Raw genomic sequence first — 16,906 nt, forward strand, 5'->3', positions numbered from 1 at the left:
TCCCTGCCGGTTTACCCCCCAAATCCCTGTCGAATTCCGGCCAGCGTGGTTTGACGGGGCGCCTGAGATCAAAAGCAGATCAAGATCAAGGGCGGCTCGCTTCGCATCGTGGTTACCGTCGGCTGCGACAACTTACAAAGTTGTGTAGTTTTGATAGGCGCAGCCTCCAGCGACACGCGTTAAGCTACACGCCTAATGCATTCAAGCATCAAGCGTGCGGCGTGCCGCTGAGGTCCTTTCATGAGAGTTCTGTTATTCGGCGCCACCGGCATGGTGGGCCAGGGTGTGCTGCGCGAGTGCCTGCTGGCGGCTGATGTGCAGGAAGTGGTGGCCGTGGGCCGCACGCCCTTGACCCAGGAGCACGGCAAGCTGCATCAGGTGTTGCACAGCGACATGCTGGATTTCCAGCCCCTGGAAAACCTGCTGCAAGGTTTTGATGCGTGCTTCTTCTGCCTCGGTGTTTCGTCGGCGGGCATGAAAGAAGCGCGCTATACCCACCTCACCTATGACCTGACCCTGGTGGCGGCCAGCACCCTGGCGCGGCTCAATCCGCAGATGACCTTTATCTACGTGTCCGGCGCCGGCACGGACAGTTCCGAGGCCGGCAAGTCGATGTGGGCGCGGGTCAAGGGCAAGACCGAAAATGCCTTGCTGCGCTTGCCGTTCAAGGCGGTGTATCTGTTCCGTCCGGGAATCATCCAGCCGTTGCACGGTGTGCGTTCGAAGACGCCGTTGTATCAATCTTTCTATAGCGTGCTCGGGCCGGTGCTTTCGTTTGTGCGGCGACTAAAGCCGGACTGGGTGGTGAGCACCGAGACCGTCGGCCGTGCGATGTTGCAGGCGGCCAGCCATGGCGCGCCGCAGCCGGTGCTGGAGCAGGCGCAGATCAATCGCTTGGCGGCTGAGCGCCGCTGAACTGAATCAACGCCACGCCACCGATCAGCAGTAACGCGCCCAGTACCCGCGAGGTTGTCAGCTGGCGTTCCGCCAGGCCGAACAGGCCGAAATGGTCCAGCAGCAACGAGGCGAGAATCTGCCCGGCCATGGCCAGCGCAATGAAACCTGATGCGCCGAGCTTGGGCAGCAGTATTAGCGCCAATGAAATAAAACACACGCCAAAGGCACCGCCGGCCCACATCCACAACGGTGCCTTGCTGATAAAGGCCAGGCTCGGCAGAGGCAAACGCAGCGCCACAATCACCGGCAGCAGCACGATGATGCTTACCAGCAACGACGCCAAGGTGGCCCACAAAGGATGGCCGAGCCCGCGCCCAAGGTTGGCGTTGATCGCACTTTGAAACGGCACCACTGCACCGGCGAACACCGCCAGCGCCAACAAACCTACCCAATGCAACACCGTCATCTCGACGCTCCCAGAAGTTTTGCTGGACTCTAGGTTATTCGTCGCACAAATTTAAATTCCAAATTCTTATGCAGGGCATGCAGCTGATGAATGATCTGCGCCGCATCGACCTTAACCTGTTGGTGATCCTCGACGCCTTGCTCAGCGAGCAACACGTCACCCGCGCCGCCCAGCGCCTGCACCTGAGCCAGCCGGCGGTCAGCCATGCGTTGGCGCGGCTGCGCGATATGCTGGGCGACCCGCTGCTGATGCGTCAGCGCGGCACACTGGTGCCAACTGCGCGTGCCCTGGAGTTGGCGGCACCCTTGGCCGAAACCCTGGCGCAGGTGCAGGCTTTATTGGCGCCGAATTGTTTTGATCCCACTTCTGCCAAGCGCCGCTTTCGCGTGGCGATGTCTGACTACAGTGCAGCGATTTTCCTGCCCGGCCTGGTTCGCGTCCTACGCCAGGAAGCGCCCGGTATCGACTTGCAGATCATCCAGGCCAGCCGCGAAGGCATGGTCGACGGTGTGCTCAATGGCGACCTCGACCTGGCTGCGGGTGTATTCCCCGACATGCCCGCCGAACTGCGAACTACGTCGCTGTTCGAAGAGCATTACACCTGCCTGGTCGACCGCGACAGCCTGGCGCCCAGCGGCGTACTGGACCTGCCGACCTACCTGTCGCGTCCCCATGTACTGCTGGAGATGCGCGGCAGCGGCACGCCGGAAATCGAGCGGGCGCTGACGGCCATTCGTGAACGCCGCCATGTGGCGATCAGCCTGCCGCACTGGGGCGTGGCGCCGCAGTTGATCCAGGGTACTGACCTGATTCTGACGGTGTCGTCCCGGGGTTTGATGAATATTGACGCTCGGCAATTGCTGGCCGTGCCACCGCCATTTCATATTCCGTCGTTTGCCTTTGAGCTGGCCTGGCATACGCGCCGGGGTGGGGATGCGGGGTTGCAGTGGTTGATTGGCAGGGTGGTGGGTGTATTGTCCGCAGACCAACGATAACGCGAGAGAACCTGAATGCTCAGCGGTTTCAACCACCTGACCCTGGCCGTCACCGATGTGCCGCGCAGCGTCAGTTTCTATCACGACCTGCTGCGCCTGCAGCTCGACGCAACCTGGGACAACGGTGCCTACCTCTCACTGCCTGGGCTTTGGTTGTGCCTGTCGCTGGACCCGTTGCGCTCGATTGCTCCGGCGGTGGATTACACCCACTATGCCTTCACTGTCGATGCTGCTGATTTCACTCCCTTGATCGAACGTCTGCGTGCCGCCGGCGTACAGGAGTGGCGGGACAACCGCAGCGAAGGCGCATCGTTTTATTTCCTCGATCCCGACGGCCATAAGCTGGAGGTTCACGTCGGCGATCTGGCCTCGCGGCTGCAAGTCTGTCGTGCCAAGCCCTATGCCGGAATGAAGTTTTACCCACCGCGCTGAAACATGCAGAATCGATCACCTTCAAGCGTCTGTCGGAGCGTGTACCCATGACCCCATCTTTGCTGCTCGCTGTGCTGGCTTCGGGTTTTATCTACGGCATTACCCCAGGCCCTGGTGTGCTGGCCGTATTCGGCATAGGTGCGTCCCGTGGCCGGCGTGCCGGCGCGGGTTTTTTGTGCGGGCATTTGCTCGGCGATGTGGTGTGGTGCAGCACGGCGCTGATTGCCATCGTCGGTGCGCGGGAAGTCGGCAGCAGTGCGTTTGACGTGCTCGGCGTACTCAGTGGGGTGTATTTGTTCTGGCTCGGCTGGCGTGCGATCCGTACCCAACGCCGCAGCAGCGATGCCCCTCAGGGCGCGGCTCGGCACCCATTCTGGCACGGCATTCTGTTTGGCTTGACCAACCCCAAGGCCTATCCGGTGGCCGTGGCGACTTTCACCGCGTTGCTGTCCAGCCGGACCGAGCTGTTGACCTGGTCGATGCTGCCGACCTTGATTCTGCTGAGCTTTATCGGTGGCTTGCTGGCCTACGCGATCCTGATCGGCGTGGTGGGTGCCCAACGGGTGCGCACGCTGTATCAACGCCATGAAATCCTGATCACCAAGCTTTGCGGCGTGATGTTTATCGGCTTCGCCCTCAATGCCTTGGCGCACGCATTGCCGGGTCTATTCGGCAGCAAAGCGGCCTGAGGCGGCGACGACCGTTCGTCGCACAGGGAAGTTTTTTCTAAACCTTTGCCGCCCTGGAAATTCGAATTCAGGGCGGGGTGTATGCCCCCGCGCCTATTTTTGCCCTGGAGGAACCCATCATGAGCCGCATGGCTATCCGGTTACGCACCGCCAGTTTCGCGATGCTGCTGGGCCTCGGCGCCAGCAATGCTTTCGCCCAGTCGCCTGCTGAATTCATCGAGCAGGCTTCGGCCAAAGGCATGGCCGATATCGAAACCAGTCGCATGGCCCACGCCAAGACTTCGTCCCAAGAGATCAAGGACTACACCATCGAGGTCATCAACGAACGCACCCTGGCGAACCAGCACTTGGCGGCTATCGCCAAGAAGCTTGATTTGCCAGTGGCCCCGCGAGAGAAGATCGTCGATAAAGCCGAAACCCTGATGCCCGAACTCAAGGACGGCGATTCCTTTGACGCTGCCTATACTGCGCAGCAGGTCAAGGAGAACGAAGACGCCATTGCCTTGTTCCAGAAAGAGGGTGCCGCGTCGGATGTGCCAGAGATAAAGGCGCTGGTGGATGAGACGCTGCCCAAGCTTGAAGAGCGCCTGCAAAAAGCCCGCGCCCTGGCCTCGACCTATGGCAAGGGCCATCAAGGCGACGGCTGAGGCCGCTGCCTGATATGAAAAACGGCGGTTGGAGAGAATCCAGCCGCCGTTTTTTATGCCCAGTTCAGGCCCGTTCTGGACGTGGCCTATAACGCCAGTTCCCCTTGGCCGGTGCCTTCCAGCGCCAGCAAATACTGCTTGGCCGCCAGCCCGCCCGCGAAGCCGGTCAAGCCGCCAGAAGCACCAATCACCCGATGGCAAGGCGCAATGATTGAAATGGGGTTACGCCCATTCGCCGCGCCGACAGCGCGCACGGCTTTTGGGTTGCCGATCTGCTCGGCGATCTGGCTGTAGCTGCGGGTTTCGCCGAAGGGGATGGTCAGCAGTGCCTGCCAGACCTGCTTCTGGAAGTCGGTGCCGGTGAAGTCCAGTGCCAGCTCGAATTGGTTACGCGTTCCAGCGAAATATTCCTGCAGTTGGCGTTCGGTTTCCAAAAGCACCGGGCTGTCGTGGGACTCGATCAATTCACCCAGGCGTACACGGTTGGCGCGCTCTACTTCCCAGAGGATGGCGCTGAGTTTGCCATCGCGCGCCACCAGGGTGAGTTCACCGACAGGGGAAGGCATGAGTTTGTAGTGGTAAGTCATCGGCAGGCTCCTTGAAAGGGGACGACGTCACTGTAGGTCCATCAGAACGTCTGGAAACTACGTTTCTTGCGGTCAAACTAGAAGTTCCAGTAAACCCAGCTTGAATAATAGGGGTACACGTAGAGCCAAGCGATGATGTAAAGGGCCTTCAGGACTGACGCTGTACTTAACATGGCCATAGAAATGACGTTGAGCAGGGTGACAATCAAAGCGAACATAGCCACGCCTGGGTTTGCGTGACGCCACGCAAACCTTACGCCATACCCTGACGCGACAATCACTCCTAACTCCAGCAATAATCTAAAAGGGAAGGGGAAGGGCAGCCGCACAAACGAGATCAGCAATGGTAAAACCAGCACCCAGCCGGCCACTTGGCGCAGGATGATTTTGGGTGTGGGTTGCTTGGTTCTCAGCATTGCCTGCTTCCGGTCTCTGGGGCGACGAGCCTATATCATCGCGACGTTTGGCCCTCATCGCAGTAAGACTTTACTTAGGTGCAACTACCGCTCCTGCTGTAATACCTTGAGTGCCGCCGACGCCAGAAACCCCGAACGACTCTTTTCCTGCGGATGATTCAGCACATATTCATCGATGCGATTCAACAGATAGCCGGGCAGGGTAATGTTGAGCTTTTGGGCCTTGCCCAGATATTTGGTCACGTCAATGTCCACCACTGCCCAGGTGCAACCGGCGTACTGAGGGTTGGCAGCATGCACGGTGACTTTCTGCGCGGTGGGGATCGGCGCGCCATCTTCTGCCAGGATCTCAAAGTGCCCTTCGATGGCTTCGCGGGCCATGGCCATGGCGTCATCCAGGTCATCGCCAGCCGAATAACAGCCAGGAATATCCGGGACTTCCACGCCCCAGGCGTGTTTTTCGTCGCCCGTTGAAATTGCGATGGGGTAAAGCATGCTCTTGCCCTCCAGGGACGGTCAGCTCAGCAGAGCCTGTTTCAAAATGCTTTTAGCGGTTTTATCCAGCAGGTCCTTTTTGGGATGAGGGATCGTCACGAGCCCCGGCTTTGTCGGGTGCTTGAAGTGATGATGACTGCCCCTGATGCGCACCAGATACCAACCGTCTGCAACGATGTGTCCTATCAGATACCGGCTATCCACATCACCTCCTTGTGGTGTGTGTTGGTGGTGACTATAACCACTGCTATAAAATTATCAACACTCTACCTACCAGCGGTCGATGTCCGAGTTTTCGATAGGTGTTGAATGAAGTGTATGAGCCCGCGGAAATGGCGCCGCTTGGAGGTATTACGAGGTGCTTCACGCCCCCAGGCTCGACTGTCTAGGAGCAGATGAGCGCTGGAGACTCAATTTTTGGCATAAAAAAACCGGTCACCAAGGACCGGTTTTTTGTGCATCCTGCGCCAGAACCCTCCTGACGCAAATGCAAATCTGAGTGGAGCGGGTAGAGGGGGGCGAATGGGTCAAGTGGTGCGCGGGTTTCAGGGCTTTTTTCGGTTCGCTATACAAGAATTTTCGGGTCGGCTGACCCCGCGCCGTCTGTCATGACGAGGATGAAATAGCTAACCTGACCGCTGATCAGGAGAAAGCACTGAAAGCTGCGATTGATGCAGAGCTGAAAAAACGAGGTGGAAAATGAAAAAGCGCGATCTGTTTGCAGAACTGATGCAGGGTGTTGGCGAGATGGCTGAACACCGGCAGGGGAAGATTACGCTTCGTCAGTACGAAGTGGAGGCCCTTGCTTCCCCAGAGGTGACGGCTGCCGAGATCATTTCCATCCGTGAAAAGCTGCACATGTCACAGCCTGTATTCGCCCGGCAGATCAGGACCAGTCCTGACACGCTGAAAAACTGGGAGCAATCGAAGTCCAAGCCCAATGCTCAGGCGGCGTTGTTGATTAAGCTGGTTGAGCGCTTCCCGGATATGGTTGAGCGGTTGAACGCTGTTTGAATGTTTAGCCCAGCGCCCGGCCTTGTGTCGGGCGTTATCTAGGGCCCACCGGCCGCGACATCTTCGGCGCTTCGATGTCGGCCGAGGAGGCCGCAGCCAAGGTATTCGCCAACGGCCTGCAAGCCTCAGGTTTCCTCACCGTTGAAGGCGGCGCTGCACAAGGCGCAGGCACCCTGACCGAAGAGCAACGCGAACTCCTGCGCAAGAGTCTGGAAGAATTCAGCAGCTCGAAAAACGCCGGTTAAACCATGTTGCTGGAAGCGGGCCTGAAGTATCAGGGCATCACCATGGACCCCGAAGCCGCGTAGATGCTGGAGACCCGGGCCTTCTACGTCGAAGAGATCTGTCGCTGGTTTCGTGTGCCGCCGTTCATGGTCGGGCACATGACCAAGCAGAGCAGTTGGGCCGCCAGTGTTGAAGCGCAAAACTTGCACTTGCTCACCAACAGCCTGCGCCCGTTGTTGGTGAACATCGAGCAGGAAATCAACCGCTGCCTGATCGACGAAAACGACGCAGAGGGCTTGCTGCGAGCTGATAGCGCCGGTCGCGCCAGTTTCTACATCAGTGGGCTTACCCACGGCTGGATCAATCGCAACGAAGTCCGCCGCTTTGAAAACCTGCCGCCGATTCGGGGTGGCGAGGTCTTCACGGTCCAAGCAGCGATGATATCTCTTGAGCAGCTTGAGACAGCGCCAGTGAGTACTTCTTGACGTTATCTTGGCAGCACGGTTGCTGTTGGCGTGCTTGATGGGTCTTTAATCAAACATGGTTAACTCGTTAGAATGATGGTTCTCAATTTTTTGCAGGAATTGCTTGATGTCATATTTGTCGATACCCGAGTAGCCCAGAGCAGATGAGAGCAAACGTGAGGTCGGGGTACGATCTATAATTCGAGAAGCCCCGCTACCATCTGGAATGACAATGTATGCATAAGGTTGGTTTATATGGCGGAATCGTGTTTGAAATTCTGGTTCTGTAACAGGGATGACTTCGGATCCCGTGTTGTAGTAACCGTTGTGGGTTTTTTCAGCTGAAATGTAGTTGCCATTCCAGAGTACGGCTTCATCTACAGGCAGGTTGTAGGTGAAGCCTCTGCTGACGTTATTTTCTTTGTTATCTATAATTTCAAACCTTTCTGATGGTTCAATGGTAAGTGCGAAAAAGCTTTTATAGAAGTGGCTAGGGTCTTTGTAAATTGTTAGCTTTTTAATTTTAATCTCGTTGTATTTGTTGAGTAGCCAGATCCCGTTTTCTAGTTTTTCAAACGGTGTGAGCTTTCCATCGCCATTGCTAGACCCTTGATACCAAAATTCTTCAGCTTTACAGACTTTGTTGAAGTTTAATATGAATCTTTCAATTTCATGGCGGTCTTCCGTGGAATATAAATCAGTGATTTCAGGGAAAGACTGCCGAATGCATAAATCGAGATCTCTCATTCGATCACGTATGTCACGTATCGGTTGTGCTTCCGTGCGTCCTATAAATTCCTCTATCGACTCTACTGATTGAAAACGGTCGGTGGGATTGTTTTTTAGGCATTGATCTACTATTGAGTCCAGCAGTTTTAGACGCTTTGGGGAGTTTTCTTTCGAGAATCTACTCCGATCTATGCCTCTGTTGGCTGTACCTGTGACTAGCCAGTGCATTACTTGACCTAATGCGAATATATCGCTGGCAAAAGTTGCACGTTCATTGTTGTTTGCTTGCTCTGGAGCACTGAACAGATAGTTACCGGTGCGCTCGTTTGCTTTTGTTTTTGCTTCTTTTGTAAACCTATCTTCGTCAAAGTGTGCGATTCCTAAATCTCCGATGACGTACTGTCCGGTCTTGGCGTCTAGGAATATATTTTGTGGCTTGATATCTCGATGGGTTATTCCATGGTTATGCAGGTGTTTTAGACCATTGCAGAGGTTTTGGAAAATACTCCATAGGTTGCCAGTTAGGTCGTTATCGTTATCGTTTTTTAGGACTTTTAGAGTGCCTGAATAAGCCTTCATTATGACTATGAAGTAGGGGGATCCTGAGATTTCTGTTTTGTCGAAGTGAAACAGTTGGGAAATGTTTGGATGGGTTGGTATCTGTGCGGCACAGAAATATTCATCTTTGAAACGTTGTATTTTATTTTTTTCATGGATTTCAAGAAATTTGACCGCGTATTTTGTACTTCCTTTTTCAAAAAGGAGGACCGTGCTATTTCCGCCTTCACCAAGTGGCTCCATATAAGTGAAATCGCTGACATCTGTGGTTAGTGTTGGTGAAGACTTGAAGTGTTTGATCAAATTGCTGATGGACATAACCCAATTCCCTCTGAATAAACGGCGATAGTAGCATTTTGCCTTCTGAGGGCTAACCCTAAGCATTCTAATTTTTCCGCTCATCGAGCTTTGGTTCCCAGGCTTGCATCACCCATCGGAGATTTATATGGCGACTCGTTCATTGCTCCCTTTGCCTCGGCTGCCATCTTGTCCCGACCTGTCCGGCGGAGTTAGGTCCTTGGCGTTGGAGCGCTGGAACCATCGATCCGAGCCGCCATCGAGGATGAGCACACGATCTCGATCTTCGACCCCATCGGCTTCGATCCCTGGACTGGCGAAGGTGTCACCGCCAAACGCATCGCCGCCGCATTACGCGCTATCGACGACGCCGATGTCACGGTAAACATCAACTCACCAGGCGGCGATATGTTCGAAGGCCTGGCGATCTACAACCTGCTGCGGGATTACTCCGGCAAGGTCGCAATCAAGGTGCTAGGGCTAGCCGCATCGGCTGCGTCGATTGTTGCAATGGCCGGAGACGAGGTACGCATCGCCCGCGCCGGATTCCTGAACATTCACAACTGCTGGGTCGTTGCCATGGGCAATCGTTATGACCTGATGGAGATGGCCGAGAGATTGACGCCGTTCGATCAGGCCATGGCAGATATCTACGCCGCCCGCACCGGCAGCTCCCAAGACGCCATGCAGCAACTGATGAACGCGGACAACTGGATCGCCGGCAGAGCTGCCGTCGAGCAGGGTTTTGCCGACGACTTACTCGCCTCTGACGCTATCAAGCAAGGCGCAAAACTGGCAGGTCTGCTGGCACGCCGTTGCTTGAACCGCTCGCAGCACAACCCTGTGATCGAACTGGAACTCGCCCTGGCCCGGCTTCGGGCTGCCATCCCACAGCAGTCGGGAGGATAAACCATGTCCGACACCACCCACGACCTGCTCAAACAGGTCTGCGCCGAGCTGGGGCGTGCCTCCCGCGCCTTCAGCAAGCAGGCCGAGGAGGCCATGAGCGAAGCGCGACGGCGAGCTGCGTGCATTTAAAGTGGCGTTCAGGGACAAGACCTGCTCGTTGTTTCTTGGACTTGTGACCCAGTTCACCTGGGACGCTGCGCCGAATAGCACGGTGAACGGCACGTTCAATGTGCGGATCACCGGGGCGGTCAGTTTTGATACGGGCAATGGAGGTGCGTGATGCCGCGTGCGAGAACAAGCGATAGCGATCTGCGCGACAAAATCCTCGATCCGTTGGCAATTTCAAACGCTGTATGCGTTTGTTTTGGTGCGGACGTTATTTGAGTTGTCGGGTCGCAGGTTGTTTGGCGATGACGAATTGGCCGAGGCGTTTAGTCCGATGCACGACCGGTTGGTGGCTAAAGCGTTTGAGCTGAGCGGTGTCAGCGCTGAGTCTGACTCACCTGATCCAGCGGCATGGCGGGAAACGCCTAAACGCTTAGCCGGAGTTGGGGGTTCTCATGGCGCTGGCTTTGCGGCTCGGCAAGACCTTGCGCGAACTGAGCGAGCAATTGAGCGCAGAAGAGCTGTTCTTGTGGCAAACCTTTAACCGTGAGTCGCCGATAAGTGATCTTAGAGGTGATGTGCAGACAGCAATTCCGGCTGCGACGGTCTTACAGGCTCGTGGAGCAAAAGTTTCAGCTTTGGATCTACTACCCTATTTTTTTGCTGCCCAGCTAATTAAGCAATAATGTTGGCCTGTGCACGCTTGCGTTAATCGCGAAGACTAAGTTAGAGGTGTAGTTTTGTGGTGGGCTCATGCATTTTTTAGCTGTAAGATGTCGATGAGTTTTTGGGAGGATATCAGAAAAAGTTGAGTGGATGAGAGTTTTGTAGTTGTGTGATTAAGGTTATTGCAATAATGGCATATTGCCTTTGTTGGGTAAAATATCAAGGACGGCCCATGATTTCTGATTTTGAAAAACGCCACAAGATACTTGGAGAAAATTTTTTCAGTGAGTATATAGATGTTAAGAGTGTCACATTGCATCCCGGTAAAAAAAAGCGTTATCTGGGTGGAGTGATTAATAAGGTATGTAGATTTTGTAATCTAGGAGAAGGTGAAACCACTTTTAAAAAAGAAGCTCATGCCATACCACTCCTGATAGGGAATAAAACACTTATAGATAATTTGGAGTGTGATAGTTGTAATAAGCACTTTGGAGATAACGTAGAGGATAGCTTCGGGAAATACTTTCATCCACATCGTGTGATGAATAGGATTAGAGGTCGCAAGCCATTAAAGTACAGTGAAGATAAAAAGCTGAAGGTCACTGTAAACGAAAATCGGGATCTAAATGTAGAGGTTTCACCAGTAGCTGACGGCGATGAGCCTGTCTATGTTCGAGTGAAAGATGATTTGCTGAAATTTACTCTAGAACGTCAGCCGTACTATCCGACGGCTATATACAAGACTTTTGTGAAGATGGCTTTGGCGATGATGCCGGAAAGTGAGAGGTTCAACGTAGAGTTTCTCAAGGGATGGTTGTTGTCTAAAGAACAATCTCAACTCATGGTTGAGCAAAAAGTTATTGTTTGGAAAATTCCAGGTCCTTCTGATCCTGATACGATTAGATGCATGCTCTGTAAAACTAAATTGGAGTATGAGTCGCTAAATATCAAGTATGTTTTGGTGTTTGCATTTAGTGGTCTTCAGTTTCAGATTCCTATACCGGTCATCAATAAAAACCCTCGTGCGGCGATGCCTTTGGCTCCTTCATTGAGGCCGATAGACGAGTATAAGGAATTTGGTGAGCCGGCTGTAGATGTTGTTGATTTTAGTTCGAATAAACTCGTAAAAAACGAAAAGGTTGAAATTTTCTTCAGAGCTGAAGAGTCTCAGGTCTAAGTGACGTATTTTTGTAAGTGACGGTGTCTGCTCTCCTAAACGCAGACAAGTGTTTAGGGGGGGAGATGCGGTGGGGCAGGGAGGATGTCGTTCTTCAGGGCGCCGCCAATCCCTTTGAGGTTTTCTCAGCCCGACCCTCTTTGATTTTCTTATCCAGCCACAAATCAGCCGCCACTTTGAAGGTATTGGCTTCAGCAACAGCCTGTGCCGCCTTCAGGGCAGCTTTGTGCGTAATAATGGGGTCAACGCCAGCAGCATTAAGCTTCAACGAGGCCCGTGCTTTTTCTCAGGTGTATTTGGCGCTGACATTAGGATAGGCGCCCAACGCATTCCATCCCCATTTCCCATTGGGTTTTTTGTACCGCAGCACACAGCGCTTACGACCAGCACTGGTCACAAGGAAGTAGAGGCGGTCAGCCCCGTACTGACTGGGCGGGTCGCTGATGTGGAAGCATGGGGGATGATGCGCAACAACGAGGGAAAAGCAGAAGTGGAGCGGGTAGAGGGAATCGAACCCTCAACTAAAGCTTGGGAAGCTTTCGTTTTGCCACTAAACTATACCCGCTCAGAGCGGCTGACTTTGTACCAGATGTTCGGCTGGATTTGAAGTTTTTCTTTGAAAAATGTGAGAGTTGCGTGTGGCGAGCAAGCTTGCTCGCCACAGTGCCAGGCCTGATTTCAAAGCGCCCATGCATGCTGCGCCTGGCCCTGGCTATATCGCAACGGGCTGGCGGGCCGCTGACCCTTCAAGAAGCCCACCACGGCCTCACGGCTATCGCGACACGCGGCTTTATGTTCCATGTCCAGGAAGTGCCCCGTTGCCTGGATGGTGCTGAAGCTGCTCTTGGCGACATGCTGGCCAAACAGCTTGGCATCCTCGGCACGGGTGTATTCGTCCCATTCGCCGTTCAAGAACAGCACCGGAATATCGATCTGCCTGGCGGCCTTGAGGTAACACTGTCGGTCGCTGTTGAGCACATGGCTGATGTGAAAATGCATCTGCCTATATTCGTGCGCGGCCAGGCTGCTGACATGGCGATAGTTGAAGCGTTTGAACAGCGACGGCAGATGCTTGCCGATGGTGCTGTTGACCAGGTGGCCGACACGGTCGCGGTCGAGGTTGCCCAAGTAGTCGACGCCCCGTTCCAGGTAGTCACGCATTGGCGCATTGATCACTGGAGAGAATGAGCTGATCACCGCTTTTTCCACGCGCCGCGGCCGGTGCGCAAGGGCGACCAATGTGGCGGCGCCGCCCCAGGAGAAGGACAGCACGTGTTCAGCGGCGAAGTGGTCGAGCAGTTCCAGGAGGATCTGGCCTTCGACTTCCTTGGTCAACATGTGCTCATGACGGTTGTGGATTTTGGACCGGCCAGCGTAGGGCTGGTCGTACAACACCACATTGAATTGCGGGTACAGGCTTTTCACGGTTTGAGCGAAGGACGCTGTGGTCGCCATGGAGCCGTTGACCAAGACGATGGTCTTGGCCGCTGCGTCCGCGCGATAGAACTCCGTGTACACCCGATACTGACCCTGTATATCCAACACAGCGATTTCTGGCCTCATGTCGTAAGACTCCTGGCAAGCGGGTAGTGCGCGCAAATCACTCTGCACGAGCTTTATGACAGGTAGGCATACGCCTGGAAAATGAGCGCCCATATCGGCCCGATGACGGCTGGCCGGCGGGTGTTGTTATGGCGGGCGGTTTGCCGGGAGGGCCCGAAGATCAAGCGCGGGCGAGGCAAGGTGTTTCTTGGAGGTTATAGGTCGACTTGTCAGTCATCATCTGGCTGACGCCTTGATTCAAGCAGCACCGAAGGCAGGTCGCAAGGCAAGCGGCTGGTTTTTTGCCGTCACCGGCTGAACGGTCGTCAGACTTGTCGGATCTCGTCGTCAGTCAGTGGCCGATACTGACCCGGCGCAAGCGACGCATCCAGCACCAAAGGCCCCATTCGTTCGCGGTGCAGGCCGGTCACCTTGTTATCAAAATGCCCGAACATGCGCTTCACCTGGTGATAGCGGCCCTCGATGATGCTCAACCGGGCCGTTCTAGGGCTCAGCAGTTCAAGTTCGGCAGGTTGGGTAGTGAGATCTTCAAAAGCGAAATACACGCCTGCCGCGAACGTCTGCGCGTACTGCGGGCCGATGTCCTGTTCGGTTTGCACGTGGTACACCTTGGGCAACTTGGTCTGCGGTTGCGTGAGGCGCCGCGACCATTGGCCGTCGTTGGTGATCAGCATCAGGCCGGTGGTGTTGAAATCCAGGCGCCCGGCGATATGCAGGTCGGCTTTGTCCGGTTCGTCCAGCAGGTCCAGGACCGTGGGGTGTTGCGGGTCTGATGTGGCGCTGACGCAACCCTGAGGTTTGTGCAGCATGAAATAACGCGCCGGCTTGCCCGCTTGCAGGATTTCACCGTCCACCCAGACCTGGCTGAATTCCCGTACGTCATGGTGCGGATCGCTGACTGCAACACCCTCGATGGTTACCCGGCGCTCCGCCAGCAACAGGCGCACTTGCTTGCGATTGAACTGTGGCAGGTTGCTGAGGAAGCGATCAACGCGCATGGCGGTGACGCAACTGTTCGTCCACTTGGGCGCAGCGCGGGCACAGGCAGGCTTTATTGCGCAGTTCATCTGGCAGGGCTTCAAGCACCGCCGGGTCGATGGTGACGCTGTAGCACCAGCAGGCCTGACCGGCCGTGCGCGGGTCGGCCAGGGAGCAGTCGTTGCGGGCACCGCAGGCGGGGCAGAGGGTCGGTGTGGTCATGGGTCGGTTCAGAAGGGAATCGGGTAGGGCGCGTTAGTTATTGCACGATACAGCGCGGCTGAGCGGCATTCCATCACCATGGCTTTTTGGCGAGGCTTCACTTCGTCTGAAACAGATGTTTCCACTTGTGTCGCGAACGCACCAGATTCGGTTTTTGATGTCAGATATTTCGTCATTCAGTGAAGGCTGAATGCCGCTCGCCAGCGTCGCTGGAGGAGCTCTTCCGCGGTCCAGGAGGCCGCCATGTATCGACGACTGCTGCTTATCGCTTTGCTCGGCCTGACCCTTTCAGCCTGCGTGCCCTACTACGATGGAGGCGCTACCTACTATCGCTCCGAGGTCTACACCGCACCGGCGCCAGCCTACTACTACGGCGGCCCGCGTTATTACCCTTCCGGGCGCAGCTATTACACGCCAGCCCCTCGCTACTATGCGCCCCAGCCTCGCTACTATTCGGCGCCGCGCTACTACCAACCGGCACCCCGTTATTACCCACGGGCCGGCTACCGGCCCTACTCAAACCAGGGGTGGGGCGACCGCTGGGGCAATGGCGGGCGTGGGCGTGGTTCCGACCACGGAGGTGGCCGCGGCGGTCACCGTTAAATATCTTGAAAAACAAGCGGCGCATCCTGCGCCGTTTTTTATAGGTACCGTATGTCCGTACTGTCAGATTTAACAGCTATCTTTGAGGCGCTAGCTGTACTTCACTGACGAGAAGCCTTGTGCTTTTGCGTGGTGAGACTGAGCAGATGGAATCCCTATGTTCAAACAATTGATTTGCGTGCTCCTGCTGATGAGCTGCTTCATTGCATCGGCAAGAGCGGAGCAGGGCTGTCCTTATACGACGCAGATTGTGTACGTCGACGGCCATTATCGCGCCCAGGACAATGGCCTGCGCTGGCAAAGCCCGAGGGTAGCGTCGCGTGGTGTTGTCGACGGGTTCATTGGCGCAGTCTTCATGCCGGGCGACGGCGAGGAGAGAGGAAACGGCTACATGGACAAGTGTATCTACCGCACCAGTTGGAACGGGGTGGTAGCGTTGAGGCCAAGCAGGGGCAACGAAATTATCAACATGTCGTTGACCAGTACCTTGTATTGGAAGCTGCAGCCCGATGCGTTCGAGTTGCCGGTGTATACCTGCGTGGACAGCCAGCCGGACAATTGCGCTTTCAAGGTCAACAACAAGCGTACAGACCTGTCAGTAGTCAGATAAATCCGCCAGAGGATTCCTACCTTCCCAGGCCTTGTCAAAGTGCGCCTGCACCACTGCTTCCGGCAGTGTATTGATATCCGGCCAATGCCAATGAGGCGTTTGGTCTTTGTCGATAAGGCGCGCCCGAACGCCTTCGGCGAACTCCGGATGACGGCAGCAGTTAAGGCTCAGGGTGTATTCCATCTCGAACACCTGGGCCAATGAGAGGTGACGGGCGCGCTGGAGCTGTTCCCACACCAGATGCGCCGTCAGTGGGCAGCCCTCACTGAGCGTTTTGCCAGCGCGGTTCAATAGCGGGTCGCTGTGGTCGCGCAGCAGGCTCAAGGCACGCCAGGCACAGCGCACATCTCCTACATCCAGCCATTCGTCGATCTGTGGGCGGCGTGGTAGCCATTGCGCTTCGGGTTGGTCGCTGACCGCCTCCTGGGCCAGCGCCTTGAGCAGACTGTTGAGTTGCATCGCGCTCTGTTCCTGCCAGTTCAGCTGCAGCAGGCCATCGAGCAGTTCGTCTTGCTGGTCATCACGCAGGAAACGGTCGGCCAGACCCAGGTCCAGTGCATCGCGACCGTTGATATGGGCGCCAGTGAGGCCCAGAAACAAGCCGAGCTTGCCCGGCAGGCGGGACAGGAACCAACTGGCCCCCACATCCGGGTACAAGCCAATGCTGATCTCGGGCATGGCCAAACGACTGCTCGGCGTAACAATGCGCACGGCGGCACTTTGCAACAGGCCCATGCCACCGCCCAATACATAACCGTGGCCCCAGCAGATTAACGGTTTTGGGTAGGTGTGCAGGCGGTAGTCAAGGCGATATTCAGCGGCAAAAAACTGCGCGGCCAGGGCTGGAACCTCACCGGGCTGTTCACGGCATGCCTGGGCCAGGCTGCGTACTTCGCCACCGGCACAAAAGGCTTTGGGGCCGTTGCCGCGCAGCAGCACGCAGACGATCTGCGGGTCTTTGGCCCACGCCTCCATGCGCTCATCCAGGGCCTGGATCATCGGCAGGGAGAGGGCATTGAGGGACTTTGGCGCATCCAGGCTGGCGATGCCGATGCGAGCGCCGCCACTGCCGGTCAGTTCTTCGAAATGCAGGTTCATCGTGGCCTCAATCGAGAAGGTGAAGGATGAGTATGATCCCTTCGTGGGAAAGTGCCGGTGCTGT

At 55.7% G+C, this 16,906-nt stretch carries 25 protein-coding genes and 1 tRNA gene; 14 read left to right on the top strand and 12 right to left on the bottom strand.

Translation table 11 applies throughout. From position 1 onward, the window contains the following. Nucleotides 1-240: 240 nt before the first annotated feature. Nucleotides 241-915 carry an NAD(P)H-binding protein gene (locus DK871_RS14990; RefSeq protein WP_161905579.1) on the top strand — a complete coding sequence of 225 codons (675 nt, stop codon included), beginning with the start codon at nucleotides 241-243 and terminating at the stop codon, nucleotides 913-915. Here the strand turns inward: DK871_RS14990 and DK871_RS14995 are convergent. Further along, the gene (locus DK871_RS14995) at nucleotides 887-1,363 is read right to left on the bottom strand and encodes a DMT family transporter (protein ID WP_161905580.1); all 477 of its coding nucleotides are present in this window, start codon (nucleotides 1,361-1,363) and stop codon (nucleotides 887-889) included. The two genes, DK871_RS14990 and DK871_RS14995, sit on opposite strands and share 29 nt — an antisense overlap. A gap of 77 nt (nucleotides 1,364-1,440) precedes the next feature. Here DK871_RS14995 and DK871_RS15000 point away from each other — a divergent pair, with 77 nt between their 5' ends. The 4 genes from DK871_RS15000 to DK871_RS15015 all read left to right on the top strand — a co-directional run bounded on the left by DK871_RS15000 (nucleotide 1,441) and on the right by DK871_RS15015 (nucleotide 4,126). After that, nucleotides 1,441-2,358 (top strand): LysR family transcriptional regulator, encoded by a 918-nt coding sequence (locus DK871_RS15000; RefSeq protein ID WP_375139740.1) that lies wholly within the window; start codon nucleotides 1,441-1,443, stop codon nucleotides 2,356-2,358. Between the two features lie 15 nt (nucleotides 2,359-2,373). After that, on the top strand, nucleotides 2,374-2,790 hold the full coding sequence (gene fos, locus DK871_RS15005; protein ID WP_161905582.1) for a fosfomycin resistance glutathione transferase: 417 nt from the start codon (nucleotides 2,374-2,376) through the stop codon (nucleotides 2,788-2,790). Between the two features lie 47 nt (nucleotides 2,791-2,837). Continuing rightward, nucleotides 2,838-3,479 (top strand): LysE family translocator, encoded by a 642-nt coding sequence (locus DK871_RS15010; RefSeq protein ID WP_161905583.1) that lies wholly within the window; start codon nucleotides 2,838-2,840, stop codon nucleotides 3,477-3,479. Between the two features lie 119 nt (nucleotides 3,480-3,598). Continuing rightward, nucleotides 3,599-4,126 carry a DUF4142 domain-containing protein gene (locus DK871_RS15015; RefSeq protein ID WP_003189402.1) on the top strand — a complete coding sequence of 176 codons (528 nt, stop codon included), beginning with the start codon at nucleotides 3,599-3,601 and terminating at the stop codon, nucleotides 4,124-4,126. 86 nt (nucleotides 4,127-4,212) lie between these two features. Here DK871_RS15015 and DK871_RS15020 read toward each other — a convergent pair whose 3' ends face one another. The 4 genes from DK871_RS15020 to DK871_RS15035 form a co-directional block, all read right to left on the bottom strand. Further along, the gene (locus tag DK871_RS15020) at nucleotides 4,213-4,713 is read right to left on the bottom strand and encodes a methylated-DNA--[protein]-cysteine S-methyltransferase (protein WP_161905584.1); all 501 of its coding nucleotides are present in this window, start codon (nucleotides 4,711-4,713) and stop codon (nucleotides 4,213-4,215) included. Between the two features lie 77 nt (nucleotides 4,714-4,790). Then, nucleotides 4,791-5,129, bottom strand: coding sequence for a hypothetical protein (locus DK871_RS15025; protein ID WP_161905585.1), 339 nt, complete (start codon nucleotides 5,127-5,129; stop codon nucleotides 4,791-4,793). An 84-nt stretch (nucleotides 5,130-5,213) separates the two neighbouring features. Beyond that, a complete protein-coding gene (locus DK871_RS15030) occupies nucleotides 5,214-5,624 on the bottom strand; it encodes a type II toxin-antitoxin system HicB family antitoxin (RefSeq protein ID WP_161905586.1) in 411 nt (136 codons plus the stop codon). Nucleotides 5,625-5,645: 21 nt separating this feature from the next. Continuing rightward, nucleotides 5,646-5,828 (bottom strand): type II toxin-antitoxin system HicA family toxin, encoded by a 183-nt coding sequence (locus tag DK871_RS15035; RefSeq protein ID WP_003189411.1) that lies wholly within the window; start codon nucleotides 5,826-5,828, stop codon nucleotides 5,646-5,648. Nucleotides 5,829-6,323: 495 nt separating this feature from the next. Here DK871_RS15035 and DK871_RS15045 point away from each other — a divergent pair, with 495 nt between their 5' ends. The 3 genes from DK871_RS15045 to DK871_RS29170 all read left to right on the top strand — a co-directional run bounded on the left by DK871_RS15045 (nucleotide 6,324) and on the right by DK871_RS29170 (nucleotide 7,348). Then, complete coding sequence (locus DK871_RS15045) at nucleotides 6,324-6,638, top strand: DNA-binding transcriptional regulator (protein ID WP_161905587.1); 315 nt, start codon at nucleotides 6,324-6,326, stop codon at nucleotides 6,636-6,638. A gap of 74 nt (nucleotides 6,639-6,712) precedes the next feature. After that, nucleotides 6,713-6,883: a phage portal protein gene (locus DK871_RS29165; protein ID WP_256677470.1), complete on the top strand. Its 171-nt coding sequence runs from the start codon at nucleotides 6,713-6,715 to the stop codon at nucleotides 6,881-6,883. Between the two features lie 63 nt (nucleotides 6,884-6,946). Continuing rightward, entirely contained in the window at nucleotides 6,947-7,348 is a 402-nt protein-coding gene (locus tag DK871_RS29170; RefSeq protein ID WP_256677471.1) for a phage portal protein, read from the top strand. Nucleotides 7,349-7,393: 45 nt separating this feature from the next. Here the strand turns inward: DK871_RS29170 and DK871_RS15055 are convergent, their stop codons facing one another. After that, nucleotides 7,394-8,932: a serine/threonine-protein kinase gene (locus DK871_RS15055; protein WP_161905588.1), complete on the bottom strand. Its 1,539-nt coding sequence runs from the start codon at nucleotides 8,930-8,932 to the stop codon at nucleotides 7,394-7,396. 273 nt (nucleotides 8,933-9,205) lie between these two features. Between DK871_RS15055 and DK871_RS15060 the strand changes: the two genes are divergently transcribed. The 4 genes from DK871_RS15060 to DK871_RS15070 all read left to right on the top strand — a co-directional run bounded on the left by DK871_RS15060 (nucleotide 9,206) and on the right by DK871_RS15070 (nucleotide 11,768). Beyond that, nucleotides 9,206-9,820, top strand: a complete 615-nt coding sequence (locus DK871_RS15060; RefSeq protein WP_375139741.1) for a head maturation protease, ClpP-related — start codon at nucleotides 9,206-9,208, stop codon at nucleotides 9,818-9,820. A gap of 3 nt (nucleotides 9,821-9,823) precedes the next feature. After that, the gene (locus tag DK871_RS29175) at nucleotides 9,824-9,949 is read left to right on the top strand and encodes a hypothetical protein (RefSeq protein WP_256677472.1); all 126 of its coding nucleotides are present in this window, start codon (nucleotides 9,824-9,826) and stop codon (nucleotides 9,947-9,949) included. A 431-nt stretch (nucleotides 9,950-10,380) separates the two neighbouring features. Continuing rightward, nucleotides 10,381-10,611: a DUF4035 domain-containing protein gene (locus DK871_RS15065; RefSeq protein WP_161905589.1), complete on the top strand. Its 231-nt coding sequence runs from the start codon at nucleotides 10,381-10,383 to the stop codon at nucleotides 10,609-10,611. Nucleotides 10,612-10,823: 212 nt separating this feature from the next. Then, complete coding sequence (locus DK871_RS15070; RefSeq protein ID WP_161905590.1) at nucleotides 10,824-11,768, top strand: HNH endonuclease; 945 nt, start codon at nucleotides 10,824-10,826, stop codon at nucleotides 11,766-11,768. A gap of 94 nt (nucleotides 11,769-11,862) precedes the next feature. On the opposite strand, the gene DK871_RS15075 is transcribed toward DK871_RS15070, so the two are convergent. The 5 genes from DK871_RS15075 to DK871_RS15095 form a co-directional block, all read right to left on the bottom strand. Then, entirely contained in the window at nucleotides 11,863-12,036 is a 174-nt protein-coding gene (locus DK871_RS15075; protein ID WP_161905591.1) for a hypothetical protein, read from the bottom strand. A 223-nt stretch (nucleotides 12,037-12,259) separates the two neighbouring features. Beyond that, nucleotides 12,260-12,333, bottom strand: a tRNA-Gly gene (locus DK871_RS15080). A gap of 113 nt (nucleotides 12,334-12,446) precedes the next feature. Then, nucleotides 12,447-13,331, bottom strand: a complete 885-nt coding sequence (locus DK871_RS15085) for an alpha/beta fold hydrolase (protein WP_161905592.1) — start codon at nucleotides 13,329-13,331, stop codon at nucleotides 12,447-12,449. A gap of 305 nt (nucleotides 13,332-13,636) precedes the next feature. Continuing rightward, nucleotides 13,637-14,329, bottom strand: a complete 693-nt coding sequence (locus tag DK871_RS15090) for a pseudouridine synthase (protein WP_161905593.1) — start codon at nucleotides 14,327-14,329, stop codon at nucleotides 13,637-13,639. After that, nucleotides 14,319-14,531 carry a cysteine-rich CWC family protein gene (locus tag DK871_RS15095; protein WP_161905594.1) on the bottom strand — a complete coding sequence of 71 codons (213 nt, stop codon included), beginning with the start codon at nucleotides 14,529-14,531 and terminating at the stop codon, nucleotides 14,319-14,321. The genes DK871_RS15090 and DK871_RS15095 overlap by 11 nt, the downstream gene beginning before the upstream one ends. Nucleotides 14,532-14,774: 243 nt before the next feature. Between DK871_RS15095 and DK871_RS15100 the strand changes: the two genes are divergently transcribed. After that, nucleotides 14,775-15,134 carry a hypothetical protein gene (locus tag DK871_RS15100; protein ID WP_161905595.1) on the top strand — a complete coding sequence of 120 codons (360 nt, stop codon included), beginning with the start codon at nucleotides 14,775-14,777 and terminating at the stop codon, nucleotides 15,132-15,134. A 157-nt stretch (nucleotides 15,135-15,291) separates the two neighbouring features. Continuing rightward, nucleotides 15,292-15,744: a DUF3757 domain-containing protein gene (locus DK871_RS15105; RefSeq protein ID WP_161905596.1), complete on the top strand. Its 453-nt coding sequence runs from the start codon at nucleotides 15,292-15,294 to the stop codon at nucleotides 15,742-15,744. On the opposite strand, the gene DK871_RS15110 is transcribed toward DK871_RS15105, so the two are convergent. Next, nucleotides 15,730-16,842 carry an enoyl-CoA hydratase/isomerase family protein gene (locus DK871_RS15110; RefSeq protein ID WP_161905597.1) on the bottom strand — a complete coding sequence of 371 codons (1,113 nt, stop codon included), beginning with the start codon at nucleotides 16,840-16,842 and terminating at the stop codon, nucleotides 15,730-15,732. The two genes, DK871_RS15105 and DK871_RS15110, sit on opposite strands and share 15 nt — an antisense overlap. Nucleotides 16,843-16,906: the final 64 nt, after the last annotated feature.

Source organism: Pseudomonas sp. L13, from assembly GCF_009935965.1.
Lineage (GTDB): Bacteria > Pseudomonadota > Gammaproteobacteria > Pseudomonadales > Pseudomonadaceae > Aquipseudomonas > Aquipseudomonas lactis.

Coding starts and splice junctions, on each gene's coding strand:
- DK871_RS14990 (WP_161905579.1), top strand. CDS start 241: ATGAGAGTTCTGTTATTCGGCGCCACCGGCATGGTGGGCCAGGGTGTG.
- DK871_RS14995 (WP_161905580.1), bottom strand. CDS start 1,363: ATGACGGTGTTGCATTGGGTAGGTTTGTTGGCGCTGGCGGTGTTCGCC.
- DK871_RS15000 (WP_375139740.1), top strand. CDS start 1,441: ATGCAGCTGATGAATGATCTGCGCCGCATCGACCTTAACCTGTTGGTG.
- fos (WP_161905582.1), top strand. CDS start 2,374: ATGCTCAGCGGTTTCAACCACCTGACCCTGGCCGTCACCGATGTGCCG.
- DK871_RS15010 (WP_161905583.1), top strand. CDS start 2,838: ATGACCCCATCTTTGCTGCTCGCTGTGCTGGCTTCGGGTTTTATCTAC.
- DK871_RS15015 (WP_003189402.1), top strand. CDS start 3,599: ATGAGCCGCATGGCTATCCGGTTACGCACCGCCAGTTTCGCGATGCTG.
- DK871_RS15020 (WP_161905584.1), bottom strand. CDS start 4,713: ATGACTTACCACTACAAACTCATGCCTTCCCCTGTCGGTGAACTCACC.
- DK871_RS15025 (WP_161905585.1), bottom strand. CDS start 5,129: ATGCTGAGAACCAAGCAACCCACACCCAAAATCATCCTGCGCCAAGTG.
- DK871_RS15030 (WP_161905586.1), bottom strand. CDS start 5,624: ATGCTTTACCCCATCGCAATTTCAACGGGCGACGAAAAACACGCCTGG.
- DK871_RS15045 (WP_161905587.1), top strand. CDS start 6,324: ATGAAAAAGCGCGATCTGTTTGCAGAACTGATGCAGGGTGTTGGCGAG.
- DK871_RS29165 (WP_256677470.1), top strand. CDS start 6,713: ATGTCGGCCGAGGAGGCCGCAGCCAAGGTATTCGCCAACGGCCTGCAA.
- DK871_RS29170 (WP_256677471.1), top strand. CDS start 6,947: ATGCTGGAGACCCGGGCCTTCTACGTCGAAGAGATCTGTCGCTGGTTT.
- DK871_RS15055 (WP_161905588.1), bottom strand. CDS start 8,932: ATGTCCATCAGCAATTTGATCAAACACTTCAAGTCTTCACCAACACTA.
- DK871_RS29175 (WP_256677472.1), top strand. CDS start 9,824: ATGTCCGACACCACCCACGACCTGCTCAAACAGGTCTGCGCCGAGCTG.
- DK871_RS15065 (WP_161905589.1), top strand. CDS start 10,381: ATGGCGCTGGCTTTGCGGCTCGGCAAGACCTTGCGCGAACTGAGCGAG.
- DK871_RS15070 (WP_161905590.1), top strand. CDS start 10,824: ATGATTTCTGATTTTGAAAAACGCCACAAGATACTTGGAGAAAATTTT.
- DK871_RS15085 (WP_161905592.1), bottom strand. CDS start 13,331: ATGAGGCCAGAAATCGCTGTGTTGGATATACAGGGTCAGTATCGGGTG.
- DK871_RS15090 (WP_161905593.1), bottom strand. CDS start 14,329: ATGCGCGTTGATCGCTTCCTCAGCAACCTGCCACAGTTCAATCGCAAG.
- DK871_RS15095 (WP_161905594.1), bottom strand. CDS start 14,531: ATGACCACACCGACCCTCTGCCCCGCCTGCGGTGCCCGCAACGACTGC.
- DK871_RS15100 (WP_161905595.1), top strand. CDS start 14,775: ATGTATCGACGACTGCTGCTTATCGCTTTGCTCGGCCTGACCCTTTCA.
- DK871_RS15105 (WP_161905596.1), top strand. CDS start 15,292: ATGTTCAAACAATTGATTTGCGTGCTCCTGCTGATGAGCTGCTTCATT.
- DK871_RS15110 (WP_161905597.1), bottom strand. CDS start 16,842: ATGAACCTGCATTTCGAAGAACTGACCGGCAGTGGCGGCGCTCGCATC.